The 26542-nt window shown below is 65.9% G+C and carries 23 protein-coding genes and 1 other RNA gene; 19 read left to right on the forward strand and 5 right to left on the reverse strand.

From position 1 onward, the window contains the following. Positions 1–53 precede the first annotated feature (53 nt). The 4 genes from N7607_RS14520 to N7607_RS14535 form a co-directional block, all read right to left on the reverse strand. Positions 54–587: a BON domain-containing protein gene (locus tag N7607_RS14520; RefSeq protein ID WP_279866189.1), complete on the reverse strand. Its 534-nt coding sequence runs from the start codon at positions 585–587 to the stop codon at positions 54–56. After that, on the reverse strand, positions 584–1177 hold the full coding sequence (locus tag N7607_RS14525) for a phosphoheptose isomerase (protein WP_137974915.1): 594 nt from the start codon (positions 1175–1177) through the stop codon (positions 584–586). Before N7607_RS14525 ends, N7607_RS14520 begins: the two co-directional genes overlap by 4 nt. A 127-nt stretch (positions 1178–1304) precedes the next feature. Continuing rightward, on the reverse strand, positions 1305–1661 hold the full coding sequence (locus N7607_RS14530) for a YraN family protein (RefSeq protein WP_279866303.1): 357 nt from the start codon (positions 1659–1661) through the stop codon (positions 1305–1307). Next, positions 1657–3468 (reverse strand): penicillin-binding protein activator, encoded by a 1812-nt coding sequence (locus N7607_RS14535; protein ID WP_279866187.1) that lies wholly within the window; start codon positions 3466–3468, stop codon positions 1657–1659. Before N7607_RS14535 ends, N7607_RS14530 begins: the two co-directional genes overlap by 5 nt. Positions 3469–3559: 91 nt before the next feature. On the opposite strand from N7607_RS14535, the gene rsmI reads away from it, so the two are divergent. From rsmI to lpxC, 18 genes are all read left to right on the forward strand, one after another. After that, entirely contained in the window at positions 3560–4459 is a 900-nt protein-coding gene (rsmI, locus tag N7607_RS14540) for a 16S rRNA (cytidine(1402)-2'-O)-methyltransferase (RefSeq protein WP_279866186.1), read from the forward strand. Positions 4460–4499: 40 nt separating this feature from the next. Next, positions 4500–4849: RNase P RNA component class A (gene rnpB, locus N7607_RS14545), an RNA gene on the forward strand. Positions 4850–5144: 295 nt separating this feature from the next. Continuing rightward, entirely contained in the window at positions 5145–5600 is a 456-nt protein-coding gene (gene mraZ / locus N7607_RS14550; protein ID WP_137974911.1) for a division/cell wall cluster transcriptional repressor MraZ, read from the forward strand. After that, complete coding sequence (gene rsmH, locus N7607_RS14555) at positions 5597–6544, forward strand: 16S rRNA (cytosine(1402)-N(4))-methyltransferase RsmH (protein ID WP_279866185.1); 948 nt, start codon at positions 5597–5599, stop codon at positions 6542–6544. Before mraZ ends, rsmH begins: the two co-directional genes overlap by 4 nt. Further along, positions 6541–6834, forward strand: coding sequence for a cell division protein FtsL (gene ftsL / locus N7607_RS14560; protein WP_279866184.1), 294 nt, complete (start codon positions 6541–6543; stop codon positions 6832–6834). The genes rsmH and ftsL overlap by 4 nt, the downstream gene beginning before the upstream one ends. Further along, positions 6831–8591, forward strand: coding sequence for a penicillin-binding protein 2 (locus N7607_RS14565; RefSeq protein WP_279866182.1), 1761 nt, complete (start codon positions 6831–6833; stop codon positions 8589–8591). The genes ftsL and N7607_RS14565 overlap by 4 nt, the downstream gene beginning before the upstream one ends. Continuing rightward, complete coding sequence (locus tag N7607_RS14570) at positions 8591–10054, forward strand: UDP-N-acetylmuramoyl-L-alanyl-D-glutamate--2,6-diaminopimelate ligase (protein ID WP_279866180.1); 1464 nt, start codon at positions 8591–8593, stop codon at positions 10052–10054. The genes N7607_RS14565 and N7607_RS14570 overlap by 1 nt, the downstream gene beginning before the upstream one ends. Further along, a complete protein-coding gene (gene murF, locus N7607_RS14575) occupies positions 10047–11420 on the forward strand; it encodes a UDP-N-acetylmuramoyl-tripeptide--D-alanyl-D-alanine ligase (RefSeq protein ID WP_279866178.1) in 1374 nt (457 codons plus the stop codon). Before N7607_RS14570 ends, murF begins: the two co-directional genes overlap by 8 nt. A 2-nt stretch (positions 11421–11422) precedes the next feature. Next, complete coding sequence (gene mraY / locus N7607_RS14580) at positions 11423–12505, forward strand: phospho-N-acetylmuramoyl-pentapeptide-transferase (protein WP_279866176.1); 1083 nt, start codon at positions 11423–11425, stop codon at positions 12503–12505. 6 nt (positions 12506–12511) lie between these two features. Beyond that, a complete protein-coding gene (murD, locus tag N7607_RS14585) occupies positions 12512–13858 on the forward strand; it encodes a UDP-N-acetylmuramoyl-L-alanine--D-glutamate ligase (RefSeq protein WP_279866174.1) in 1347 nt (448 codons plus the stop codon). A 2-nt stretch (positions 13859–13860) separates the two neighbouring features. Next, positions 13861–15078 carry a putative lipid II flippase FtsW gene (gene ftsW, locus N7607_RS14590; RefSeq protein ID WP_279866302.1) on the forward strand — a complete coding sequence of 406 codons (1218 nt, stop codon included), beginning with the start codon at positions 13861–13863 and terminating at the stop codon, positions 15076–15078. Beyond that, the gene (gene murG / locus N7607_RS14595; protein ID WP_279866172.1) at positions 15068–16138 is read left to right on the forward strand and encodes an undecaprenyldiphospho-muramoylpentapeptide beta-N-acetylglucosaminyltransferase; all 1071 of its coding nucleotides are present in this window, start codon (positions 15068–15070) and stop codon (positions 16136–16138) included. The genes ftsW and murG overlap by 11 nt, the downstream gene beginning before the upstream one ends. Before the next feature lie 34 nt (positions 16139–16172). Continuing rightward, positions 16173–17579: a UDP-N-acetylmuramate--L-alanine ligase gene (murC, locus tag N7607_RS14600; protein WP_279866301.1), complete on the forward strand. Its 1407-nt coding sequence runs from the start codon at positions 16173–16175 to the stop codon at positions 17577–17579. Then, complete coding sequence (locus N7607_RS14605) at positions 17576–18517, forward strand: D-alanine--D-alanine ligase (protein ID WP_279866170.1); 942 nt, start codon at positions 17576–17578, stop codon at positions 18515–18517. Before murC ends, N7607_RS14605 begins: the two co-directional genes overlap by 4 nt. A gap of 3 nt (positions 18518–18520) precedes the next feature. After that, positions 18521–19396, forward strand: a complete 876-nt coding sequence (locus N7607_RS14610) for a cell division protein FtsQ/DivIB (RefSeq protein WP_279866169.1) — start codon at positions 18521–18523, stop codon at positions 19394–19396. 22 nt (positions 19397–19418) lie between these two features. Continuing rightward, positions 19419–20663, forward strand: a complete 1245-nt coding sequence (ftsA, locus tag N7607_RS14615; RefSeq protein ID WP_137974899.1) for a cell division protein FtsA — start codon at positions 19419–19421, stop codon at positions 20661–20663. A 52-nt stretch (positions 20664–20715) separates the two neighbouring features. Continuing rightward, positions 20716–21915 (forward strand): cell division protein FtsZ, encoded by a 1200-nt coding sequence (gene ftsZ / locus N7607_RS14620; protein ID WP_279866168.1) that lies wholly within the window; start codon positions 20716–20718, stop codon positions 21913–21915. Positions 21916–22021: 106 nt separating this feature from the next. Next, positions 22022–22933 (forward strand): UDP-3-O-acyl-N-acetylglucosamine deacetylase, encoded by a 912-nt coding sequence (gene lpxC, locus N7607_RS14625; RefSeq protein WP_043309095.1) that lies wholly within the window; start codon positions 22022–22024, stop codon positions 22931–22933. A gap of 84 nt (positions 22934–23017) precedes the next feature. Here the strand turns inward: lpxC and N7607_RS14630 are convergent, their stop codons facing one another. Continuing rightward, the gene (locus N7607_RS14630) at positions 23018–23470 is read right to left on the reverse strand and encodes a DciA family protein (protein WP_279866166.1); all 453 of its coding nucleotides are present in this window, start codon (positions 23468–23470) and stop codon (positions 23018–23020) included. 246 nt (positions 23471–23716) lie between these two features. Between N7607_RS14630 and secA the strand changes: the two genes are divergently transcribed. Beyond that, a complete protein-coding gene (secA, locus tag N7607_RS14635) occupies positions 23717–26449 on the forward strand; it encodes a preprotein translocase subunit SecA (RefSeq protein WP_279866165.1) in 2733 nt (910 codons plus the stop codon). The last annotated feature ends 93 nt before the right edge of the window (positions 26450–26542 follow it).

Raw genomic sequence — 26542 nt, forward strand, 5'->3', positions numbered from 1 at the left:
CCTTTTTCATGTTCGCGGCAAGCTGGCTTGCCGTGGCATCGCCTGTCGCCGGCTCAGTTGGTGTACTGGTACAGGGTGACGATCTTCTGCACGCCGGACACGCTCGACACCACGTTGGTGGCGGCGCCGCCTTCGGCCCGGGTCACCAGGCCGAGCAGGTAGACGACGCCATTCTCGGTCACCACCTTGACCTTGGCGCTCGGCACCTTGCTGTCGGCCAGCATCATGGTCTTGATCTTGCTGGTGATCAGCGCGTCGTTGCTGCGGGCCAGGGCGCTGGTGGGCTGCAGTACCTGGATCTCGTTGTGCAGTTTCTTCACGCCCTGTACGCCGTTGGCGGCCTGACCTGCTTTCTCTTTCAGGTCTGCGCGCGGAGTCTGGCCGGCCAGCAGGATCACGCCGTTGTAGCTGGTGACCACGATGTGCGAAGTCGGGCCGGTCAGGTCCGGATGCGAGCGCGACACGGCGCTGGCCACGTTGGGCTCGAGGAACTGGTCGTCGATCTTGTTGCCGATGCTGCGGTTGCTGCAGCCGCCGAGGGCCAGGCCCAGGGCGAGAGTGGCGAGAATCAGGGCATTGCGGGTCATTCTTCACTCCCGAACAGTTGACGATCAATCAGGTCGCACAGGCAATGGATGGCGAGCAGGTGCACTTCCTGGATGCGCGCGGTGACCTTGGAGGGCACGCGGATCTCGACGTCCTCCGGCAGCAGCAGCGAGGCCATGCCGCCACCGTCGCGGCCGGTCAGGGCCACGACCACCATCTCGCGGTCGTGAGCGGCCTGGATGGCCTGGATCACGTTGGCCGAGTTGCCACTGGTGGAGATCGCCAGTAGCACGTCGCCGGGCTGACCGAGGGCGCGGATCTGCTTGGAGAACACCTCGTTGTAGCTGTAGTCGTTGGCGATCGAGGTGATGGTCGAGCTGTCGGTGGTCAGGGCGATGGCCGGCAGGCTGGGGCGCTCGCGTTCGAAGCGGTTGAGCAGCTCGGAGGAGAAGTGCTGGGCATCGCCGGCCGAGCCGCCGTTGCCGCAGGTGAGGATCTTGCCCTCGTTGAGCAGCGAATGAACCATGACCTGGCTGCCGTGCTCGATGAAGGGTACCAGCACTTCCATGGCCTGCTGTTTGGTGTCGATGCTGGCCTGGAACATCTGGCGAATGCGGTTTTGCATATCCATGGGATGGAACCTTAGGTGTGCTGGCTGAGACAGCCGGAAATGGCGAAAGTCGCCGTGGCGCGCGATGAGCGGGGTTGTACCCGAAGACGGCGCCGCGGGTCGACTTGAAATTCTTGATCGGGCCTATTCACGTTTCGAAAGCGTTGCGTAGCCAGTTCAGTCCGGAATCGCCAGGGCCTATAGCCACCACGTCGAAGCGGCAGGGCTGCTTGCCCCAGCGATTCTCGCGCTGCAGGAACAGTTCGGCGGCGAGAGCCAGGCGCTGGCGCTTGCGGGCGTCGACGCTTTCCAGCGCGCCGCCCCAGGCGGCGTGCTTGCGGTAGCGGACTTCGACGAATACTACTGTATCGCCGTCGAGCATGACCAGATCGAGCTCGCCGCCGCGGCAGCTCCAGTTCTGCGCCAGCAGGCGCAGGCCCTGTTGCTGCAGGTGGTCGCGCGCCAGGTTCTCGGCGGCGCGACCGCTGTCCTGGCGCGAATTAATTGAGGCTGTCCGGCAGGCGCTGGACCTGGCCGTTGCGGAACTCGGCCCAGGGCAGCTGGCGCTCGATGCGCTGGGCCTGGTTCAGGCTGAGGTTGCCGGAAAGGCCTTCGACCTGGCTATCCGGCAGGGCCTTGAGCTGGCTCAGTCGCGGGGCCAGGCGGAAGGCGTCTACGCCCATGGCGTACAGGCGACCGAGGCTGCCGGCGGCTTGCGGCCATTGCTGGTCGACCTGCTGGCGCAGGGCGTCGTTGCTGTCCAGCAGCCATGGGGTTTCGCAGAAGCGGATGCCTTCCAGGTCCTGGTATTGCGCCGGGTTCTGCCCGCCGGTGTAGAGGTGCGAGGTGGCGTATACCGGTAGGTCGCCGGCGTACTGGAAGGCCAGAGTCGGTTTGATCTGCTGGGCCTGCTGCGGGGTGGCGGCGAGGAAGATGAAGTCGATGTCCTGGCGGCGCGCCGGCAGGGCGGCCAGCTGGGTGCCCAGGGTGTTCTGCAGGCGCTTGGCGCGGGCTTCGCTCTGGCGCAGCTGGAGTAGGTCGGCGATCTGCTGGGCCAGCTCCACCGGCTGGTCGACATGCTCGGCGGCGATCAGGTTGCCGCCGGCGGCCTGCCAGCTCTGCTGGAAGGCGGCCAGCACACGGTTACCCCACTCGCCACTCGGCACCAGGGCCACGGCGCTGCGCATGCCATCCGCCCAGGCGCGGCGCGCGACTTCGCGGGCCTCGTCTTCGGCGGCCAGGCCGAACTGGAATAGCTGGGCCGGTGCTTCGCGTCCGGCGTCGCTGTAGTTCAGGGCCAGGGTGGTCAGCGGCAGCTGCGGACGTTCGCTGAGTTGCTTGACCAGCGGTTTCTCCAGCGGGCCGACAACCAGTTGCGCGCCGTCGGCCTGAGCCTGGCGGTAGAAGTCGTCCAGCGAGGACAGGCGCGAGCTGTCGTAGAGCAGGATTTCCGGCGGGTTCTGCCCGGCCTGTTGGGCCTGGTAGTGGGCGGCTAGGAAACCGTCGCGCAGGGCTCGGGCCACCGAGGCCAGCTGGCCTTCCTGCGGCAGCAGCAGGGCGATCTTCTGCAGCGGCTGGCCGGCCAGTTCCTTCAGCTTGCCCAGCGCCTGCGGCAGCTGCTCCGCGGCTGGGTGCTGCGGGTGCTGGTTCTTCCAGCCATCGATGGCGGCCAGTTGCTGGTCCGGGGTGCCGGCGCTCTTGGTGGCCAGGGCCAGGCTCAGCCAGCCGTCCAGATCGCTGTCGCCGGAGCTGATCAGCTGGCTCTGGGGCAGGCTGGAGACCAGGGTCCAGATCGCCTGATGGTTGGCGTTGGCCGCTTCACCGCTGAGCAGCGGAGCGATGAACACGCGTTCGCGGGCGGCAGCCAGGGTCTGGCCATCGGCTTCCAGAGCGCGGGCCTGGACCAGCTGGGTGCGGATCTGCTGCTCCACCGGCAGCTCCGCCAGGCGCTCCAGGCTCGGGTGCTGCAGGGCCTTGAGGGCGCTCTTCGGTTTGTTGCGGGCCATGGCCAGTTCGGCATCGAGGGTGGCGGCGAACACTTGCTGGGCCGGCTTCAGGCCATCCAGCGAGATTTCATCGAGGATGCGTGTGGCGCGCCCGATGTCCTGCTGGCGATAGGCCTGGTCGGCGGCCGCCAGGCGCAGCAGGGCGGCTTGCTCCGGCTCGCTGGTGCTGGCTTGCTGCAGCAACTGGTCGATGCTGGCCTGAGGTGTGCGCGGCAGCTCGCCCAGGCTGGACGAGGGCGAACCGGCGCAGGCGGCCAGGAGGCCGGCAAGGCAGAGGGCGGAGAGCGGGCGCAGGCAGGCGATCATCTAATACGTTCCTGGTACTGATCAGAAAGAAGGCGGGATTGTACCCAAGCCCCGCGGCAGGCGCGATGTTGGTGCCTGGAAACGGGCTACAATGCGCGCTTTCCGCAATCGAGGTGCGCCCGTGAGTGCTTCCGCTGTTCCTGCCGCCGCCGGCACGCTGTACGTGGTCGCCACGCCTATCGGCAATCTGGACGACATCAGTGCGCGGGCGCTGCGCATCCTAGGTCAAGTGGCGCTGATCGCCGCCGAGGACACCCGGCATTCGGTGCGCCTGCTGCAGCACTTCGGTATCGCCACGCCGCTAGCGGCCTGCCACGAGCACAATGAGCGCGATCAGGGTGGGCGTTTCCTCGCCCGTTTACAGGCGGGCGAGGATGTGGCGCTGATCTCCGATGCCGGCACGCCGCTGATCTCAGATCCGGGCTTTCATCTGGTGCGCGCCGCGCGTGCCGCCGGCATTCGCGTGGTGCCGGTGCCGGGGGCATGCGCGCTGATCGCCGCGTTGTCGGCGGCGGGGCTGCCGTCCGATCGTTTCAGTTTCGAGGGTTTTCTGCCGGCCAAGACGGTCGGGCGCCGCTCGCGTCTGGAGCAGGTCAGGGAGGATGGTCGCACGCTTATCTATTACGAGGCGCCGCATCGCCTGCTCGAATCCCTCGCCGATATGCGCGACATCTTCGGTGCGGATCGCCTGGCGGTGCTGGGACGCGAGCTGACCAAGACCTTCGAGACCCTCAAGGGCCTGCCGCTGGGTGAGCTGCACGACTGGGTGACGGCGGATAGCAATCAGCAGCGCGGTGAGTGCGTGATTCTGGTCGCCGGCTGGCAGGCGCCGGAGGGCGACGAGGCGGTGAGTGGCGAGGCCTTGCGTGTGCTTGATCTGCTGCTTGCCGAACTGCCGCTCAAGCGCGCGGCGGCGCTGGCAGCGGAGATCACCGGAGTGCGCAAGAACCTGCTGTACCAGGTTGCTCTCGATCGGCATAAAGACGCTTGAGCTTGTCCTGAGTCGCCTGGATCGCTACCCTTGGCGGCGGAGAGTCGATCGGACAGTCGCCGCCTTCTTTATTGAGGGGGGAGGAAAGTCCGGGCTCCATAGGGCGGAGTGCCAGGTAACGCCTGGGAGGCGCGAGCCTACGGAAAGTGCCACAGAAAATAACCGCCTAAGCGTTTCGGCGCCGGTAAGGGTGAAAAGGTGCGGTAAGAGCGCACCGCACGGCTGGTAACAGTCCGTGGCTAGGCAAACCCCACTCGGAGCAAGACCAAATAGGGTTCCATCGGCGTGGCCCGCGCTGGAACCGGGTAGGTTGCTAGAGGCGTGCAGTGATGTACGTCGTAGAGGAATGACTGTCCTCGACAGAACCCGGCTTACAGATCGACTCTCCTCCTTTCTTCTATCTGCTTCGCCCCTCAATACCGAAAAATTCTTACTCTTAAGAAATCACTTTAAGTTCGAAGTTTAGCTTCATGAGCTTGAAGAATTTCGCCTCCGAAATACCTCTGTTTTGTTGCTGAAAAAGCCCCGCTAAGTTCGCTAAATCACCGTCCCATAAGGATTTTTCCTAGTTTGCGCGCCTTGACGCTAGGGTGTGCGCATTCCTATAGTGTGCCGAAGTGGCACAAAGTGGAAAAAAGTGGGTCATAAGGGCACGGAAAGCTAATAACAGTGGGGAAGCGCAGCCTTGTTTCGTGGAGCTAACGCCATCAGTCTCGACGCCAAAGGGCGACTCGCGATGCCGAGCCGGTATCGTGACGAGCTCGTTTCGCGTTGTGCTGGCCAGCTCATCGTCACCATCGATGCCGTAGACCCCTGCCTGTGTGTTTATCCCCTGCCAGAGTGGGAGCTGATCGAAGCCAAGCTCCGCGACCTGCCTTCCCTGCGTGAAGAAACCCGCCGCCTACAACGCCTGCTGATCGGCAACGCCGTGGATATCGAGTTGGACGGCAGCGGCCGCTTCCTCGTGCCGCCGCGTCTGCGCGCGCACGCGGGGCTGGATAAGCACGCGATGCTGGTCGGCCAACTGAACAAATTCCAACTGTGGAACGAGGATGCCTGGAACGCACTTGCCGATGCCGACCTGGCCGCCATCAAACAACCCGGCGCTCTGCCGGATGACCTGCGCGACCTGATCCTGTGACCACGACCAGCAGCTTCCGCCACATCACCGTGCTGCTCGACGAGGCCGTCGAGGCCCTCGCCGTGCGCGCCGATGGCTGCTACCTGGATGGCACTTTCGGGAGGGGCGGGCATAGCCGGCTGATCCTCGAAAGGCTCGGTCCAGAGGGCCGGTTGCTCGGGTTCGACAAGGACCCACTGGCAATCGCAAGCGGAAATGCACTGGCGGCCGAAGACGGCCGCTTCGTCGTTGTACAGCGCAGCTTCGCCGACCTCGGCGAAGAGGCTGCCGCCCGCGGCCTGGTCGGCAAGGTCGACGGCCTGCTGCTAGACCTCGGCGTGTCCTCGCCGCAGCTGGACGACGCCGAGCGTGGTTTCAGCTTCCTCAACGATGGCCCGCTGGACATGCGCATGAATCCGGATGCCGGCGTCAGCGCCGCCCAGTTCATCGCCACCGCCAGCGCCGACGAGATCGCCCGGGTATTCAAGGAATACGGCGAGGAGCGCTTCGCCAAGCGCATGGCTCGCGCCGTGGTCGAGCGTCGCGAGCAGAAGCCATTCGAGCGCACCGCCGATCTGGCAGCCGTGCTGACCGAGGCCAATCCTGCCTGGGAAAAGGGCAAGAACCCGGCGACCCGTGCCTTCCAAGGCCTGCGTATCCACGTCAACAACGAGCTGGGCGATCTCGAGCGTGGCCTCGATGCGGCCCTCGAGTCGCTGGCAGTGGGCGGTCGCCTGGTGGTGATCAGCTTCCATTCGCTGGAAGACCGCATCGTTAAACAGTTCATGAAGCGCCAGGCCAAGGGCGAGGCGGACAACCTGCCGCGCGACCTGCCGATCATCCCCAAGGCGTTCGAACCGCGCCTGAAGCTGCTGGGCAAGCCGATCTACGCCGGCGAGGCGGAGCTGAAAGCCAACCCGCGCTCGCGCAGCGCGGTGATGCGCGTGGCGGAGAAGCTGCGTTGAGCCGCCTGTACGCCAAGCCCCTGCCGCCCGGCAGCCTGCTGCTGGCGCTGCTGTTCGGTGGCGTGCTGCTGTCGGCTATCGCCGTGTCCTATAGCGCGCACTGGAATCGTCAGCTGCTCAATGCTCTTTATGCCGAGCTCAGCGTGCGCGACAAGGTGCAGGCCGAGTGGGGCCGTCTGGTGCTGGAACAGAGCACCTGGACCGCGCACAGCCGCATCGAGACCCTGGCCGCCGGTCAACTGAAGATGCGCATTCCCGAGCCCACCGAAGTCCAGATGGTGGCGCCATGATCGGCCTCGAAGGCGCTCTCTATCCCTGGCGCTTCCGCCTGGTGCTGGTCCTGCTGGCGCTGATGGTCGGCGCCATCGTCTGGCGCATCGTCGACCTGCACGTGATCGACCACGACTTCCTCCAGGCCCACGGCGACGCGCGCAGCGTGCGGCATATCCCGATTCCGGCGCACCGCGGCCTGATCACCGACCGCAACGGCGAGCCGCTGGCCGTCAGCACCCCGGTGACCACCTTGTGGGCCAACGGCAAGGAGCTGGCCAAGGCGCCGCAGCGCTGGAGCGATCTGGCCACCGCCCTGGGTCAGGAGCCACAGGCCTTCGCCCAGCGTCTGCAGCAGGCCAAGGAGCGCGAGTTCATGTACCTGGTGCGCGGCCTGACCCCCGAGCAGGGCCAGCGCATCCTCGATCTCAAGGTGCCGGGCGTGTACGGCCTGGAAGAATTCCGCCGCTTCTACCCGGCTGGCGAAGTGACCGCCCATGTGGTCGGCTTCACCGACGTCGACGACCGTGGTCGCGAGGGCGTCGAGCTGGCCTTCGAAGACTGGCTGGCCGGTGTGCCGGGCAAGCGCCAGGTGCTCAAGGATCGTCGCGGTCGCCTGATCAAGGATGTCCAGGTGGCGCAGAACGCCAAGGCCGGCAAGGCCCTGGCGCTGTCCATCGACCTGCGCCTGCAGTACCTGGCCCACCGCGAGCTGCGCAACGCGCTGATCGAGCAGGGTGCCAAGGCCGGCAGCCTGGTGATGATCGATGTGAAGACCGGCGAGATCCTCGCCATGGTCAATCAGCCGTCCTACAACCCGAACAACCGCCGCAACCTGCAGCCGGCCGCCATGCGCAACCGCGCCATGATCGACGTGTTCGAGCCCGGCTCCACCGTCAAGCCGATCTCCATGGCCGCCGCCCTGCAGACCGGGCGCTGGAAGCCGGAAGATAAAGTCGAGGTCTACCCGGGCTCGCTGCAGATCGGGCGCTACACCATCAAGGATGTGTCCAAGACCCAGGGGCCGATCCTCGACCTGACCGGCATCCTGATCAACTCGTCCAACGTCGGCATGAGCAAGATCGCCTTCGATATTGGCGGCGCGACCATTCACGACATGATGAGCAAGGTCGGCTTCGGCCAGGACACTGGTCTCGGCTTCCCGGGGGAACGTGTCGGCGAGCTGCCCAGCCATCGCGAGTGGCGCAAGGCCGAGACCGCGACCCTGTCGTACGGCTATGGCGTGTCGGTGACCGCCATCCAGATGGCTCACGCCTACGCCACCCTGGCCAACAACGGTCAGGTGCTGCCGCTGTCGATGACTCGCGTGGACAACAAGCCGGTCGGTGCCCAGGTGGTGCCGCCGGAAGTGGCCAAGAACCTGCAAGCCATGCTGCAGCAGGTGGTCGAGGCGCCGCGTGGGGTATTCCGTGCCCAGGTGCCGGGTTATCACGTGTCCGGCAAGAGCGGCACCGCGCGCAAGGCTAGCGTCGGTACCAAGGGTTACACCGAGAACGCTTACCGCTCGATGTTCGCCGGCTTCGCGCCCAGCTCCAACCCGCGCATCGCCCTGATGGTGGTGATCGACGAGCCGAGCAAGGGCGGCTACTACGGTGGCCTGGTCTCCGCACCGGTGTTCAGCAAGGTGATGGCCGGCTCCCTGCGCCTGATGAACATCACTCCAGACAACCTGCCGCCGCCAGTCGATCCGGCTGCGGCGCCGCAGCCGCAGCCGCAGACTGCCGACGCGGCCGCCAATCCGGGAGGGCGAATCTGATGCCCATGCCCCTCAATCAACTGCTGCCGCAGGCAAGCGGCGCCACCCTGATCCGTGAACTGACCCTGGACAGCCGCAAGGTGCGCCCGGGCGACCTGTTCCTCGCCGTACCCGGCCTAGCCCAGGACGGTCGCGCGCATATCGCCGATGCCATCGCCCGCGGGGCCACTGCCGTGGCCTATGAGGCTGAAGGCGCCACCGCCATGAGCGCGAGCAGCGCCGAGCTGGTGCCGATCAAGGGTCTGGCCGGCCAGTTGTCGGCCATCGCCGGACGCTTCTATGGCGAACCGAGCCGTGGCGTGCGCCTGGTCGGCGTTACCGGCACCAACGGCAAGACCAGCGTCAGCCAGTTGCTGGCCCAGGCCCTGGACCTGTTGGGCGAGCGCTGCGGCATCGTCGGTACCCTCGGCACCGGCTTCTTCGATGCGCTGCAGAGCGGCCGCCACACCACGCCGGACCCGATCGCCGTGCAGGCCACCCTGGCCGACCTGAAGCAGGCCGGCGCTCGCGCCGTGGCCATGGAAGTGTCGTCCCACGGCCTGGATCAGGGTCGTGTGGCGGCCCTGGACTTCGACGTGGCGGTTTACACCAACCTGTCCCGCGATCACCTCGATTATCACGGCTCGATGGAAGCTTACGGCGCGGCCAAGGCCAAGCTGTTCGCCTGGCCGGAACTGAAGTGCCGGGTGATCAACCTGGACGACGACTTCGGCCGCCAACTGGCGAGCGAAGAGCGCGAGTCGCGCTTGATCGGCTACAGCCTGAGCGATGCTTCCGCCTACCTGTTCTGCCGCGAGGCCCGGTTCGACGATCACGGCGTGCAGGCCAGCTTAATCACTCCCCAGGGCGAAGGTCATCTGCGCAGCCCGCTGCTCGGTCGCTTCAACCTGAGCAACCTGCTGGCCGTGGTCGGCGCATTGCTCGGCCTGAACTACGGCCTGGACGAAATCCTTCGCGTGCTGCCGCAGCTGCACGGCCCGGTGGGCCGTATGCAGCGCTTCGGTGGTCAGCAGCTGCCGCTGGTGGTGGTCGACTACGCCCATACCCCGGATGCGCTGGAAAAAGTGCTGGAGGCCCTGCGCCCGCACGTCACCGGCCGCCTGCTGTGCCTGTTCGGCTGCGGCGGCGACCGCGACCGCGGCAAGCGCCCGCTGATGGCCGCCGTGGCCGAGCGCCTGGCCGACGCGGTCCTGGTCACCGACGACAACCCGCGCAGCGAAGACCCGGCGCAGATACTGGCTGACATTCGCGCCGGTTTCGCCAAGCCCGAGGCGGCCGAGTTCGTCCATGGTCGCGGCGATGCCATCGCCCGCCTGATCGCCACCGCCCAGGTGGGCGATGTGGTGCTGCTGGCCGGCAAGGGTCACGAGGATTACCAGGAGATCGCCGGCACTCGCCATGCCTTCTCCGACCTGATTGAGACCGCCAAGGCTCTGCAGGCCTGGGAGGCCGCCCATGCTTAAGCCATTGCTGCTTAGCGAAGTGGCCCCGGCGCTGGATGCCTACGTGGTGGGCGCCGATGTGGCGTTTTCCGCCGTGTCCACCGATAGCCGCAAGATCGCCAGCGGCCAGCTGTTCATTGCCCTGGTCGGGCCGAACTTCGACGGCCACAACTACCTGGCCGAAGTCGCCGCCAAAGGCGCCGTCGCCGCCCTGGTGCAGCGTGAAATCGCCGATGCCCCGCTGCCGCAGCTGGTGGTTGCCGATACCCGCATCGCCCTGGGTCAACTCGGCGGGCTCAATCGCGCAGCCTTTGACAAGCCGCTGGCTGCCGTCACCGGCTCCAGCGGCAAGACCACGGTCAAGGAGATGCTCGCCAGCATCCTGCGTGCCGGCCTGAGCGGCCCGGTGCTGGCCACCCGTGGCAACCTGAACAACGACCTCGGCGCGCCGCTGACCCTGCTGGAGCTGGCTCCGGAGCACGTCGGCGCGGTGATCGAACTGGGCGCCAACCATGTCGGCGAGATCGCCTATACCGTCGACCTGACCAAACCGCAGGTGGCGATCATCACCAACGCCGGTCTGGCCCATGTCGGCGAGTTCGGCGGGCCGGAGAAGATTGTCGAGGCCAAGGGCGAGATTCTCGAAGGCCTGGCCGGCGACGGTGTGGCCGTGCTCAATCGCGACGACAAGGCCTTCGCCACCTGGCAGGCCCGTGCCAAGGGCCGCCGGGTGCTGAGCTTCGCCCTGCGCGACCAGGCGGCCGATGTGCATGCCAGCGAGCTGTGGCGTGATGCCCGCGGCTGCGCCGGCTTCGCTCTGGCTGGCGCTGCCGGCGAGGCGCGCATCCAGCTCAATCTGCTCGGCGAGCACAGCGTGGCCAATTCCCTGGCCGCCGCCGCCGCTGCTTACGCCCTCGGTGTGCCGCTGGTCGGGATCAAGCAGGGCCTGGAAGCGCTGCAACCGGTCAAGGGCCGCGCCGTGGCTGACCTGGCGCCGAACGGCGTGCGGGTCATCGACGACAGCTACAACGCCAACCCGCTGTCCATGTGCGCGGCAGTGGATATACTCGCCGCCTTCTCCGGCCGCACCGTCCTGGTGCTGGGAGATATGGGCGAGTTGGGCGAATGGGCCGAGCGGGGCCATCGCGACGTCGGCGCCCATGCCGCCGGCAAGGTCGATGCGCTCTATGCCGTGGGCCCGCTGATGGCGCATGCCGTCGCTGCTTACGGTGCCAATGGCCGCCATTTCGCCGATCAAGCCAGCCTGATCGAAGCGCTTCGCCTCGAGTCGGGCGACACCACCATTCTAATTAAAGGCTCGCGCAGCGCGGCGATGGAACGAATCGTCGACGCGTTGCTGCAACGGGCATCGGGGGAGGCTCACTAATCATGCTGCTGCTGCTGGCCGAGTACCTGCAACAGTTCTACACCGGCTTCGGGGTGGTCCAGTACCTCACCCTGCGCGGAATCCTCGGCGTGCTCACCGCGCTGGCGATGTCGCTGTGGCTGGGCCCGTGGATGATCCGCACCCTGCAGATCCGCCAGATCGGCCAGGCCGTGCGCAACGACGGTCCGCAGTCGCACTTGTCGAAGAAGGGCACGCCGACCATGGGTGGCGCGCTGATCCTCACCGCCATCGCCGTCAGCACCCTGCTCTGGGCCGACCTGACCAACCGCTACGTGTGGACCGTCCTGGCCGTGACCCTGCTGTTCGGCGCCATCGGCTGGGTCGACGACTACCGCAAGGTGATCGAGAAGAACTCGCGCGGCCTGCCGAGCCGCTGGAAGTATTTCTGGCAGTCGGTATTCGGCCTGGCCGCCGCCGTCTTCCTCTATATGACCGCGCAGAGCCCGGTGGAAACCACCCTGATCGTGCCGATGCTCAAGGATGTGGCCATTCCGCTGGGCGTGGGCTTCGTGGTGCTGACCTATTTCGTCATCGTCGGCACCAGCAACGCGGTGAACCTGACCGACGGCCTCGACGGCCTGGCCATCCTGCCGACCGTGATGGTGGCCGGCGCGCTGGCGATCTTCTGCTACCTGTCAGGCAACATCAAATTCGCCGAATACCTGCTGATTCCCTACGTGCCGGGCGCCGGTGAGCTGATCGTGTTCTGCGCCGCGCTGGTCGGTGCCGGTCTCGGCTTCCTGTGGTTCAACACCTACCCGGCCCAGGTCTTTATGGGCGATGTGGGTGCGCTGGCCCTTGGCGCCGCGCTGGGCACCATCGCCGTGATCGTCCGCCAGGAGATCGTGCTGTTCATCATGGGCGGCGTGTTCGTCATGGAAACCCTGTCGGTGATGATCCAGGTCGCCAGCTTCAAGCTGACCGGCAAGCGCGTGTTCCGCATGGCGCCTATCCACCACCACTTCGAACTCAAAGGCTGGCCGGAGCCGCGCGTGATCGTGCGCTTCTGGATCATCACCGTGATCCTGGTGCTGGTCGGCCTGGCTACGTTGAAACTGAGGTAATAGAGAGTGTCGCTGATCGCTTCCGACCAGTTCCGCATCGTTGTCGGCCTCGGCAAGAGCGGCATGTCTCTGGTGCGCTTCCTCGCGCAGCAGGGCGTGCGCTTCGCCGTGGCCGACACCCGCGCGAACCCGCCGGAGCTGGCGACCCTGCAGCGCGACTACCCGCAAGTGGAAGTACGCTGCGGCGAGTTGGACGTGGACTTCCTGTGCCGCGCCTCGGAGCTGTACGTGAGCCCCGGCCTGGCCCTGGCTACCCCGGCGCTGCGTGAGGTGGCCGCCCGTGGCGTGAAGATGTCCGGCGATATCGACCTGTTCACCCGCTATGCCAAGGCGCCGATCGTCGCCATCACCGGCTCCAACGCCAAGAGCACCGTCACCACCCTGGTCGGCGAGATGGCTGCGGCGGCCGGGCGCAAGGTCGCCGTCGGCGGCAATATCGGCACGCCGGCGCTGGACCTGCTGAGCGATGACGTCGAGCTGTATGTGCTCGAGCTGTCCAGCTTCCAGCTGGAGACCACCGAGCGCCTGGGCGCCGAGGTCGCCACCTGCCTGAACATCAGCGAAGACCACATGGATCGCTACGACGGCATGGCCCAGTACCACCTGGCCAAGCACCGGATCTTCCGTGGGGCGCGCCAAGTGGTGGTGAATCGTGACGACGCCCTGTCGCGTCCGCTGATCGCCGACCAGGTGCCGTGCTGGTCCTTCGGCCTGGGCAAACCCGACTTCAAGCGCTTCGGCCTGATCGAAGAGGGCGGCGAGAAGCAGCTGGCCTTCCAGTTCGAGACGCTGATGCCGACTGCCGAACTGAAGATTCGCGGCGCGCACAACCAGTCCAATGCCCTGGCGGCTTTGGCTCTCGGTCATGCCGTCGGCCTGCCGTTCGAGGCCATGCTGCAGACCCTGCGTAGCTTCGCCGGCCTGCCGCACCGCTGCCAGTGGGTGCGCGAGCTGCGCGGCGTGGGCTACTACGACGACTCCAAGGCCACCAACGTCGGCGCCGCCCTGGCCGCCATCGAGGGCCTGGGCGCAGACATTACCGGCAAGCTGGTGCTGATCGCCGGTGGCGACGGCAAGGGTGCCGACTTCTCCGCGCTGAAAGCGCCGGTGGCCAAGTTCTGCCGCGCCGTGGTGCTGATCGGTCGTGATGCCGATCTGCTTGCCACCGCCCTGGGCGATGCCGCGCCGCTGGTGCGGGTGAAGACTCTGGAAGAAGCGGTGCAGCGCGCCGCCGAGCTGGCCCAGTCGGGCGACGCCGTGCTGCTGTCGCCGGCCTGCGCCAGCCTGGACATGTTCAAGAACTTCGAAGAGCGTGGGCGTCTGTTCGCCCAGGCGGCGGAGGGCCTGCAATGACCCTGCTGGCCCGCCTGCTCGCCGCCCCGTCGCCGCTGCGCACCCGTCGCGGCATCGACCTCGACTTCCCGCTGCTGGCCGGTTGCCTGGCCCTGCTCGGCCTGGGCCTGGTGATGATCACCTCGGCCAGTTCGGAAGTGGCCGCGGCCATGTCCGGCAACCCGCTGTACCACATGATCCGCCACCTGATTTACCTCGGCTTGGGCATCTCCGCCGCGCTGCTCACCCTGCTGATCCCGATGTCGCTGTGGCAGCGTTTCGGCGGCAGCCTGCTGATCGTCGCCTTCGTCCTGCTGGTGCTGGTATTGCTACCGGGCATCGGTCGTGAAGTGAACGGCGCCAAGCGCTGGATCGGCTTCGGCCTGTTCAATCTGCAGCCGTCCGAACTGGCCAAGCTGTTCACCCTGGTGTTCATCGCCGGCTACCTGGTGCGTCGCCAGGAAGAAGTACGCGAGAAGCTCTCCGGCTTCCTCAAGCCGATGCTGGTGCTCGGGCCGATGGCCGTGCTGCTGCTGGCCGAACCGGACTTCGGCGCCACCGTGGTGCTGTTCGGTTCCTGCATCGCCATGCTGTTCCTCGGCGGCATCAACCTGGTGCGTTTCATTCCGCTGGCCGGCGTGGTGCTCGGCCTCGGCGTGCTGGTGATGACCAGCCAGGCCTACCGCCTGGAGCGCCTGACCAACTTCGTCGACCCCTGGGCCGACCAGTACGGCGCCGGCTACCAGCTGAGCCAGGCGCTGATCGCCTTCGGCCGTGGCGAATGGCTCGGCGTGGGCCTAGGCAACAGCATCCAGAAGCAGTTCTACCTGCCGGAAGCGCACACCGACTTCGTCTTCGCCGTGCTGGCCGAGGAACTGGGCATGGTCGGCGCGCTGGCCACCGTCGGTCTGTTCGTCTTCGTCGCCGTACGCGCCCTGTACATCGGCCTGTGGGCGGAGAAGGCCAAGCAGCTGTTCTCCGCCTACGTGGCCTACGGCATCGCCATGCAGTGGATCGGCCAGGTGCTGATCAACATCGGCGTGAACGTCGGCCTGCTGCCGACCAAGGGTCTGACGCTGCCGTTCCTCAGCTATGGCGGCAGCTCGCTGATCATCTGCTGCGTCAGCCTGGCCATGCTCCTGCGCATCGAGTGGGAGCGTCGCACCCAACTGGGCAGCGAGGAAGTGGAGTTCACCGAGTCGGACTTCTTCGACAGCGAGGAGGCCGGCCATGCGCGGTAATGTCCTGATCATGGCTGGCGGCACTGGCGGCCACGTGTTCCCGGCCCTGGCCTGCGCCCGCGAGTTCAAGGCGCGTGGCTATTCCGTGCACTGGCTGGGCACCCCGCGTGGCATCGAGAACGAACTGGTGCCGGCGGCCGAGCTGCCGCTGCACCTGATCCAGGTTTCCGGCCTGCGCGGCAAGGGCAAGCTGTCCCTGCTCAAGGCACCGTTCCAGCTGATCCGCGCGCTGTGGCAGGCGCGCAAGGTGATGCGCGAGCTGCAGCCGGTCTGCGTGCTGGGCATGGGTGGCTATGTCACCGGTCCGGGCGGCCTGGCCGCGCGGATGAACGGCGCGCCGCTGGTGATCCATGAGCAAAATGCTGTGGCCGGCACTGCCAACCGCAGCCTGGCGCCGTTCGCCAGCCGTGTGTGCGAGGCCTTCCCGAACACTTTCTGCAAGGGCGACAAGCTGCGCACCACCGGCAACCCGGTGCGCGAGGAGTTGTTCCTGGAAACCCCGCGCGATGCCCTGGGCAAACGCCGGCCGCGCCTGCTGGTGCTGGGTGGCAGCCTGGGTGCCGAGCCGCTGAACAAACTGCTGCCCGCGGCCCTGGCCAAAGTGGCCGGCGAGCTGCGCCCGCAGGTGTTCCACCAGGCCGGCAAGCAACATGATCAAGTCACCGCGGAGCGTTATCGCGAAGCCGCGGTCGAAGCCGAGGTCGCGCCGTTCATCAAGGACATGGCTGCTGCCTACGCCTGGGCCGATCTGGTGATCTGCCGCGCCGGCGCGCTGACCGTCAGCGAGCTGGCCGCCGCCGGCCTGCCGTCGTTCCTCGTGCCGCTGCCGCACGCGATCGACGATCACCAGACCCGCAATGCCGAATATCTGGCCAAGGAGGGCGCCGCCTTCCTTCTGCCGCAACATGCCACTGACGCGGACAAGCTCGCCGCGCAGTTGACCGAGGTTCTGATGCATCCCGAAAAACTCAAGGCCATGGGCCGCACCGCGCGCAGCCTGGCCAAACCGGACGCCACCCGCACGGTGGTCGAAATCTGCCTGGAGGTGGCCCGTGGCTAAGTCTCCCGCTGCTGCCCGTTCGGAAATCCGCCGCATGCGCCGCATCCGCCGCATCCACTTCGTCGGTATCGGCGGCGCCGGCATGTGCGGCATCGCCGAGGTGCTGCTCAACCTGGGCTACGAAGTCTCCGGCTCCGACCTCAAGGCCTCGGCCGTGACCGAGCGCCTGGAAAGCTTCGGCGCGATCATCTTCATCGGCCACCGTGCCGAGAACGCCGAGCAGGCCGACGTGCTGGTGGTATCCAGCGCGGTCAACACCAGCAACCCGGAAGTCGCCACCGCCCTGGAACGCCGCATTCCGGTGGTGCCGCGCGCCGAGATGCTCGCCGAGCTGATGCGCTACCGCCACGGCGTGGCCGTGGCCGGCACCCATGGCAAGACCACCACCACCAGCCTGCTGGCCTCGGTATTCGCCGCCGGCGGCCTGGACCCGACCTTCGTCATCGGCGGCCGCCTGAACGCTGCAGGCACCAACGCCCAGCTCGGTAGCAGCCGCTACCTGATCGCCGAGGCCGACGAGAGCGACGCCAGCTTCCTGCACCTGCAGCCGATGGTCTCGGTGGTCACCAATATCGACGCCGACCACATGAGCACCTACGGCGGCGACTTCAATGTCCTGAAGAAGACCTTCATCGAATTCCTGCACAACCTGCCGTTCTACGGCCTGGCCGTGCTCTGCGTAGATGACCCGGTGGTGCGCGAGCTGCTGCCGCAGGTGGCCCGCCCGACCGTGACCTACGGCTTCGCCGAGGACGCCGACGTGCGCGCCATCAACGTGCGCCAGGAAGGCATGCGTACCTTCTTCACCGTGTTGCGCCGCGACCGCGAGCCGCTGGATGTGTCGGTGAACATGCCGGGCAACCACAACGTGCTGAATTCCCTGGCCACCATCGCCATCGCCACCGACGAGGGCATCGACGATGCCGCCATCGTCGCCGGCCTGTCCGGCTTCCAGGGTGTCGGCCGGCGCTTCCAGGTCTACGGCGAACTGCCGGTCGACGGCGGCAGCGTGATGCTGGTCGACGACTACGGCCACCACCCGCGCGAAGTCGCGGCGGTGATCAAGGCCGTGCGCGGCGGCTGGGCCGAGCGTCGCCTGGTGATCCTGTATCAGCCGCACCGCTACAGCCGTACCCGTGACCTGTACGACGACTTCGTCCAGGTGCTGGGCGACGCCAACGTGCTGCTGCTGATGGAGGTCTACCCGGCCGGCGAGGAGCCGATTCCCGGTGCCGACAGCCGCCACCTGTGCCACAGCATTCGCCAACGCGGCCAGCTCGACCCGATCTACGTCGAGCGTGGCACCGAACTGGCCCCGATCATCAAGCCGCTGCTGCGTGCCGGCGACATCCTGCTGTGCCAGGGCGCCGGCGATATCGGCGGGGTAGCCCCACAACTGATCAAGCACCCGCTGTTCGCTGTTCAAGGTGAGTCGAAATGAGCCTGCATTCCACCCTCGATCCCAAGGCCTTCGGCCGCGTCGCCGTGCTGTTCGGCGGCAAGAGCGCCGAGCGTGCGGTGTCGCTGAAGTCCGGCGCTGCCGTACTGGAAGCCCTGCAGAGCGCCGGTGTGGACGCCTTCGGCATCGACGTGGGTGATGACTTCCTGCAGCGCCTGGTGGCCGAGAAGATCGACCGCGCCTTTATCGTGCTGCACGGCCGTGGCGGCGAAGACGGCGCCATGCAGGGCCTGCTGGAGTGCGCCGGCATTCCTTACACCGGCAGCGGCATCCTCGCCTCGGCCCTGGCCATGGACAAGCTGCGCACCAAGCGCGTGTGGCTGAGCCTGGATCTGCCGACGCCGGCCCACGCCGCCCTGGTCTGCGAAGAAGATTGCCGCACCGCGGCTGCCGAGCTGGGTTTCCCGCTGTTCGTCAAACCGGCCCACGAAGGCTCCAGTATCGGCATGGCCAAGGTCGCTGATGTCGACGCGCTGATCGCGGCGTGGAAAGACGCCAGCCAGTACGACTCGCAGGTGCTGGTCGAGCAGATGATCGACGGTCCCGAGTACACCGTGGCCATGCTGCGCGGTCAGGTGCTGCCGCCCATCGGCCTGGGCACCCCGCATAGCTTCTACGACTACGACGCCAAGTACCTGGCCAATGACACCCAGTACCGCGTTCCCTGCGGCCTGTCGGCCGACAAGGAAGCCGAGCTGAAGGAGCTGACCGCGCGTGCCTGTGAGGCCGTGGGCACCCAGGGCTGGGCGCGCGCCGACGTGATGCAGGACGCCGCCGGCAAGTTCTGGCTGCTGGAAGTCAACACCGTGCCGGGCATGACCGATCACAGCCTGGTACCGATGGCCGCACGCGCCGCCGGCCTGGACTTCCAGCAACTGGTGCTGGCGATCCTGGCCGACAGCGTCGAGGCAAGGGGCTAAGTCATGGTCGCCACTCTCCGTCACCACTCGCAGCCGATAGGAGGCGCCACCCGGCGTCAGCCTATCGCTGCGCGTGGCGCGAGCCGGATGGTGGCCAAGGCACCGCTGTCCGCACGCCTGCCGAAGGCGGATTTCGGCGGTGTCGGCCGTGGCCTCAAGCGCCTGGGCTGGCCGTTGCTGCTGGTGGCCCTGGGCCTCGGTACCTACGAGGGCGCCCAGCGCCTGCTGCCATACGCCGACCGGCCGATTGCTCGGGTCAGCGTGCAGGGCGAGCTGAGCTACATCAGCCAGCAGGCCGTACAGGAGCGCATCGCGCCGTACGTCTCGGCCAGCTTCTTCACCATCAACCTGGCCGGCATGCGTGCCGAGCTGGAGCAGATGCCGTGGATCGCCCACGCCGAAGTGCGCCGGGTGTGGCCGGACCAGGTGTCGATCACCCTGGAAGAGCAACTGCCGGTGGCCCGCTGGGGCAACGAGGCGCTGCTCAACAACCAGGGCCGCGCCTTCGCCCCGCGCGAGGCGGCCAATTACGAACACCTGCCGATGCTGTCCGGGCCGCAACGCGCCCAGCAGCAGGTGATGCAGCAGTACCAAGTGCTCAGCCAGTTGCTGCGGCCGATGGGTTTCACCATCAGCAGCCTGGAGCTGCGCGAGCACGGCAGCTGGTTCATCAGTACCGCCCAGGGCGTGGACATCCTCCTGGGCCGGGATCACCTGGTCGACAAGATGCGCCGGTTCGCCGGCATCCACGACAAGGTGCTCAAGCAGCAGATCGCGAATATCGCGCGCATCGACCTGCGCTATGCCAACGGCCTGGCCGTGGCCTGGCGCGAGCCGGTGCCGCCGACGGCAACCGAAACGACGGTCGCCGTCCAGTGAATCGAGGAGAACAGTAGAGATCATGGCAAGCGTGCAGAGCGGCAAGATGATCGTCGGCCTGGACATCGGCACCTCCAAAGTGGTGGCGCTGGTGGGCGAGGTGACGGCCGATGGCGAGCTGGATATCGTCGGTATCGGCACCAGCCCGTCGCGCGGCCTGAAGAAGGGCGTGGTGGTGAACATCGAATCCACCGTGCAGTCGATCCAGCGCGCCATCGAAGAGGCACAGCTGATGGCCGGCTGCCGTATCCACTCGGCCTTCGTCGGCATCGCCGGCAACCACATCCGCAGCCTGAACAGCCATGGCATCGTCGCCATCCGCGACCGCGAAGTGAGCCCGGCCGACCTGGAGCGCGTGCTCGACGCCGCCCAGGCCGTGGCCATCCCGGCCGACCAACGCGTGCTGCACACCCTGCCGCAGGACTACGTGATCGATAACCAGGAGGGCGTGCGCGAGCCGCTCGGCATGTCCGGCGTGCGTCTGGAAGCCAAGGTGCACGTGGTCACCTGCGCCACCAACGCCGCGCAGAACGTCGAGAAGTGCGTGCGTCGCTGTGGCCTGGAAGTGGACGACATCATTCTGGAACAGCTGGCTTCCGCCTACTCGGTGCTGACCGAGGACGAAAAGGAGCTGGGCGTGTGCCTGGTCGATATCGGTGGCGGTACCACCGACATCGCCATCTTCGCCGATGGTGCGATACGTCACACCGCGGTGATTCCGATCGCCGGCGACCAGGTCACCAATGATATTGCAATGGCATTACGCACCCCGACCCAGTATGCCGAGGAAATCAAGATTCGGTATGCTTGCGCCCTAGCCAAACTGGCGGGTCCAGGGGAAACCATCAAGGTTCCCAGTGTGGGAGACCGGCCACCGCGGGAGCTGTCCCGTCAAGCTCTGGCCGAGGTTGTTGAGCCCCGTTACGACGAGCTCTTCACCCTCATTCAGGCCGAGCTGCGGCGCAGCGGCTACGAGGACATGATCCCTGCCGGGATCGTCCTCACCGGCGGCACCGCCAAGATGGAAGGCGCCGTCGAACTGGCCGAAGAGATCTTTCACATGCCGGTGCGTTTGGGCGTACCCCACAGCGTCAAGGGACTGACCGACGTCGTGCGTAATCCAATTTATTCCACAGGCGTGGGCCTGCTGATGTACGGGCTGCGGAAACAGTCCGACGGCTTCCACGCGCCTGGGATTCAGTATGGCGATGAGCCCAAAACACCGGTACTGGAACGGCTGAAACGCTGGGTCCAGGGCAATTTCTGATGTGAAACCCGCGGTAGCTGTAGGCGATAACTAAAAAAGAAGGAGAGGGGAAATGTTCGAACTAGTAGATAACGCTCCACAAAGCGCAGTTATCAAAGTCATCGGCGTGGGCGGCGGCGGCGGTAACGCTGTCAACCACATGATCAAGAACAACATCGAAGGCGTGGAATTCATCTGCGCCAACACCGATGCCCAGGCGTTGAAGAACGTCGGCGCGCGCACCGTGCTGCAACTCGGCCCGGGCGTGACCAAGGGCCTGGGTGCCGGTACCAACCCGGAAATCGGCCGCCAGGCCGCCATGGAAGATCGCGAGCGCATCGCCGAAGTGCTGAGCGGTGCCGACATGGTGTTCATCACCACCGGCATGGGTGGCGGCACCGGTACCGGTGCGGCGCCGATCATCGCCGAAGTGGCGAAAGAGATGGGCATCCTTACCGTTGCCGTGGTGACTCGTCCGTTCCCGTTCGAAGGCCGCAAGCGCATGCAGGTCGCCGACGAGGGCATCCGCGCTCTGTCCGATGTGGTCGACTCGCTGATCACTATCCCCAACGAGAAGCTGCTGACCATCCTCGGCAAGGACGCCAGTCTGCTGTCCGCCTTCGCCAAGGCTGACGACGTGCTGTCTGGCGCCGTACGCGGTATCTCCGACATTATGCAGCGTCCGGGCCTGATGAACGTCGACTTCGCCGACGTGAAGACCGTGATGGGCGAGATGGGCATGGCCATGATGGGCACCGGCTGCGCCAGCGGTCCGAACCGTGCTCGCGAGGCCACCGAGGCCGCCATCCGCAACCCGCTGCTGGAAGACGTCAACCTGCAGGGCGCGCGTGGCATCCTGGTCAACATCACCGCCGGTCTCGACCTGTCCCTGGGCGAGTACGCCGCGGTCGGCGAGATCATCGAGGCCTTCGCCTCGGAAGCCGCGACCGTCAAGGTCGGTGCTGTGATCGATCCGGACATGCGCGACGAGCTGCACGTGACCGTGGTCGCTACCGGCCTGGGCGCGCGCATCGAGAAGCCGGTCAAGGTGGTCGACAACACCATCGCGGCTGCCGCCGTTGCCGTTCCGGCTGCCACCATCAGCGCCGCTCCTCGCGCTGCCGAGCAGCCGGCCGTCAACTACAAGGACTACGAGCGCCCGACCGTTCAGCGCCAAAGCCTCGCCGGCAGTGCCGCCGCGGCCAAGCTGAACACTCAGGACGACCTGGACTATCTGGACATCCCGGCCTTCCTGCGTCGTCAGGCTGATTGATGGTATCTATCAGGAGTATATCGGTGATTGGTGTTCAGCAAAGGGCGGTTCTGCTATCATCGCCGCCCATTGTTGAAAACAGTTCGCAACAAGCGCAGCCAAAACCATGATCAGACAACGCACCCTGAAGAACATCATCCGAGCCACCGGCGTTGGCCTGCACTCGGGGGAAAAGGTTTACCTGACCCTCAAGCCGGCCCCGGTGGACACCGGAATCGTGTTCCGTCGCACCGATCTGGATCCGGTCGTGGAAATCCCCGCCCGCGCCGAGAATGTCGGTGAGACCACCATGTCGACCACTCTGGTCAATGGTGATGTCAAGGTGGACACCGTCGAGCACTTGCTTTCGGCCATGGCAGGCCTGGGCATCGACAACGCCTACGTCGAGCTGTCGGCGTCAGAAGTCCCGATCATGGACGGCAGTGCCGGTCCCTTTGTATTCCTGATTCAGTCTGCTGGCCTGGAAGAGCAGGAAGCGCCGAAGAAGTTCATCCGCGTGCTCCGCGAAGTGACAGTGGAGGAGGGCGACAAGCGCGCCACCTTCCTGCCCTTCGACGGCTTTAAGGTGAGCTTCGAGATCGATTTCGATCACCCGGTGTTCCGTGGTCGCACCCAGACCGCCAGCGTCGACTTCTCCAGCACTTCCTTCGTCAAGGAAGTGAGCCGCGCACGGACCTTCGGGTTCATGCGCGACATCGAGTTCCTGCGTTCGCAGAACCTGGCACTCGGCGGCAGCGTGGAGAACGCCATCGTGGTCGATGAGTTCCGCGTGCTCAACGAAGACGGCCTCCGTTACGAGGACGAATTCGTCAAGCACAAGATCCTCGACGCCATCGGCGACCTCTACCTGCTGGGCAACAGCCTGATCGGCGAGTTCAAGGGCTTCAAGTCCGGACACGCGCTGAACAATCGTCTGCTGCGCACCCTGATCGAGCAGCAAGATGCTTGGGAAGTGGTGATCTTCGACGACGCCAGCACCGCGCCGATCTCCTACATGCGCCCGGTTGCGGCCGTGTAAGCAATACCCTTCCCTTCTGTTGTATTCAGGCCACCCTCGGGTGGCCTGTTTTTTTCTGACGCCTACCTCTACTACATCGAGAACTCAGTCGCGCTTGGCGTTGCGCGCCAGGCGCTCCAGGGCGGCGCGCAGCTTGGGGTCGCCGATACCTTCGGCGGCGCTGCACAGGCTGTCGGCGGCAGCCTCGGACAGCTCGCTCTTGTTTGCCTGATAGGTGGCGTGGGTGCTCGGTGGACGCACCTTGACCTGGATCTTCTGCAGCCCGGCGAACTCCGGCAGTACCTGCAACATGCGCTGCAAGCGGCGCTGCTGATAGTGCAGGCGAGTGGCCCAGTGGCCGTTGCTGGTCAGCAACAACAGACAGCCATCGTGCCAGCTGGCCACCTGGCAATGCTCGCGGGCGGCCGGCTCCAGCTGTGCCTCGACCAGCGCCTGCAGCTTGCCCAGGCGCTGGGCGGCACTGAGCAGCGCGCGCAGCGGCTTGTGCTCGCGCAGCAGGGCATCGGCGGTCTTGGCGGGTGGTGGGCGAAGGCTCATGGCGGCGGATTCGTGGGCTGGTGCGCCCATGTTAGCAAAGGCCCTTGCAGCTGTCGGTCACCGTCCCCATATAAGGCTTACGGCGTGCCTGCGGGCATGCTTGGCGTATCCGGCAGACTCGCAGGAGTTCACCCTTTTCTCGCCAACGTTTCCGAGTAGAATGCCCCCTTTGCACGCAGCCGAGCTGGCTGCCGGGCTGGCCTTCTGCGCCGCCCCCCATCCCCCAGAGTGGAAGAATCTGCCGATATGTTTGCGCCACTGTTGAAGAAACTCTTTGGAAGCAAGAACGAGCGCGAAGTCAAACGCATGCTCAAGACAGTGACCGCGATCAACGCCCTGGAAGAGCAGATGCTGGCGCTCTCCGACGAGCAGCTGAAGGCCAAGACCGAAGAGTTCAAGGCGCGTGTGGCCAAGGGCGAGAGCCTCGACCAGATTCTTCCCGAAGCCTTTGCCGTGGCCCGTGAGGCCGGCAAGCGGGTGATGGGCATGCGTCATTTCGACGTACAGCTGATCGGTGGCATGACCCTGCACGAAGGCAAGATCGCCGAGATGCGCACCGGCGAGGGCAAGACCCTGGTGGGCACCCTGGCGGTGTATCTCAACGCCCTGTCCGGCAAGGGCGTGCACGTGGTCACGGTGAACGACTACCTGGCTCGCCGCGACGCCAACTGGATGCGCCCGCTCTACGAATTCCTCGGCCTGTCCGTCGGCGTGGTGATTCCCTTCATGCCGCCGGAAGAGAAGCGCGCCGCCTACGCCTCCGATATCACCTACGGCACTAACAACGAATTCGGTTTCGACTACCTGCGCGACAACATGGCCTTCGCCCTGGAGGAGAAATTCCAGCGCGAACTCAACTTCGCCGTGATCGACGAAGTCGACTCCATCCTCATCGACGAAGCCCGTACCCCGCTGATCATCTCCGGCCAGGCCGAAGACAGCTCCAAGCTGTACATGCAGATCAACCAGCTGATCCCGCGCCTCAAGCAGCACATCGAGGAAGAGGAAGGCGTGGTCACTCAGGAAGGCCACTACAAGGTCGACGAGAAGACCCGCCAGGTCGAGCTCAACGAGGCCGGCCACCAGTACGTGGAAGAGATGCTCAGCGCCGCCGGCCTGCTGGCCGAGGGCGAGAGCCTCTATGCCGCGCATAACCTCAGCCTGCTGACCCACGTCTACGCCGGCCTGCGCGCGCACAAGTTGTTCCACCGTAACGTCGAGTACATCGTGCAGAACGGCCAGGTCATCCTGATCGACGAGCACACCGGCCGTACCATGCAGGGCCGCCGCCTGTCCGAGGGCCTGCACCAGGCCATCGAGGCCAAGGAAGGCGTGAACATCCAGGCCGAGAGCCAGACCCTGGCCTCGACCACCTTCCAGAACTACTTCCGCCTGTACAAGAAGCTCTCTGGCATGACCGGCACCGCCGACACCGAGGCCTTCGAGTTCCGCCAGATCTACGGCCTCGACGTGGTGGTCATCCCCACCCACCGTCCGGTGGCGCGCAAGGACTACAACGACCTGGTCTACCTGACCCAGGAAGAGAAGTACCAGGCGATCATCACCGATATCCGCGAGTGCCAAGCCCAGGGCCGTCCGATCCTGGTCGGTACCGCCTCCATCGAGACTTCCGAATACGTCTCCAAGCTGCTCGAGCAGGCCGGCATCGAGCACAAGGTGCTCAACGCCAAATACCACGAGAAGGAAGCCGAGATCATCGCCCAGGCCGGTCGTCCGGGCGCCGTGACCCTGGCCACCAACATGGCCGGTCGTGGTACCGACATCCTCCTCGGCGGCAACTGGGAAGCCGAAGTGGCCGCCCTGGAAGCGCCGAGCGACGAGCAGGTCGCGCAGATCAAGGCCGACTGGCAGAAGCGTCACCAGCAGGTGATCGAGGCCGGTGGCCTGCACGTCATCGCCTCCGAGCGTCACGAGTCCCGCCGTATCGACAACCAGCTGCGTGGCCGTGCCGGTCGCCAGGGTGACCCGGGCTCCAGCCGCTTCTACCTGTCGCTGGAAGACAGCCTGATGCGCATCTTCGCTTCCGATCGGGTGAAGAACTTCATGAAGGCCCTGGGCATGCAGTCCGGCGAGGCCATCGAGCACAGCATGGTCACCAACGCCATTGAGAAGGCCCAGCGCAAGGTCGAAGGCCGCAACTTCGACATGCGCAAGCAGCTGCTCGAATACGACGACGTGGCCAACGAGCAGCGCAAGGTGATCTACCACATGCGCAACAGCCTGCTGGCCGCCGACAACATCGGCGAGACCATCATCGAATTCCGCGAGGAAGTGCTGGCCGCCACCATCAACAACCATATTCCGCCGCAGTCGCTGCCCGAGCAGTGGGACATCACCGGCCTGGAAATGGCGCTGAACAGCGACTTCGGCGTGCGTTTGCCGATCCAGCAGTGGCTGGACTGCGACGAGAAGCTGTACGAAGAGACCCTGCGCGAGAAGATCCTCGCCGAGCTCTTGGCCGCCTACTCCGAGAAGGAAGACCTGGCCGGCGTCGAGGCCCTGCGCACCTTCGAGAAGCAGATGCTGCTGCGCGTGCTGGACGATCTGTGGAAGGACCACCTGGCGACCATGGACCACCTGCGCCACGGCATCCACCTGCGCGGCTATGCGCAGAAGAACCCCAAGCAGGAATACAAGCGCGAGTCCTTCACCCTGTTCCAGGACCTGCTCGACTCGATCAAGCGCGACACCATCCGCGTGCTGTCCCACGTCCAGGTCCGCCGCGAAGACCCGGTCGAGGAAGAGGCGCGTCTGCGCCGCGAGGCCGAGGCCATGGCCGAGCGCATGCAGTTCCAGCATGCCGAGGCATCGGCCATGCCGGCTGCCGAGGGTGAGGAGGCCGAAGGCGAGCTGGCGGTTGCTACCCCGGTGCGCAGCGATCCGAAGATCGGCCGTAATGAGCCTTGCCCCTGCGGTTCTGGCAAGAAGTACAAGCACTGCCACGGTCAGGTCGGCTAAACCGCACCAGGCCTGCTATACAAGAAACGCCGCGACCGGCTCTGCCGCTCGCGGCGTTTTTCCAATTGATGTGTCACTGTCCAAGTAAGGAGC

Origin of the sequence: Pseudomonas sp. GD04019 (genome assembly GCF_029837695.1) — a bacterium.
In the GTDB taxonomy this organism is placed as follows: Bacteria; Pseudomonadota; Gammaproteobacteria; order Pseudomonadales; family Pseudomonadaceae; genus Aquipseudomonas.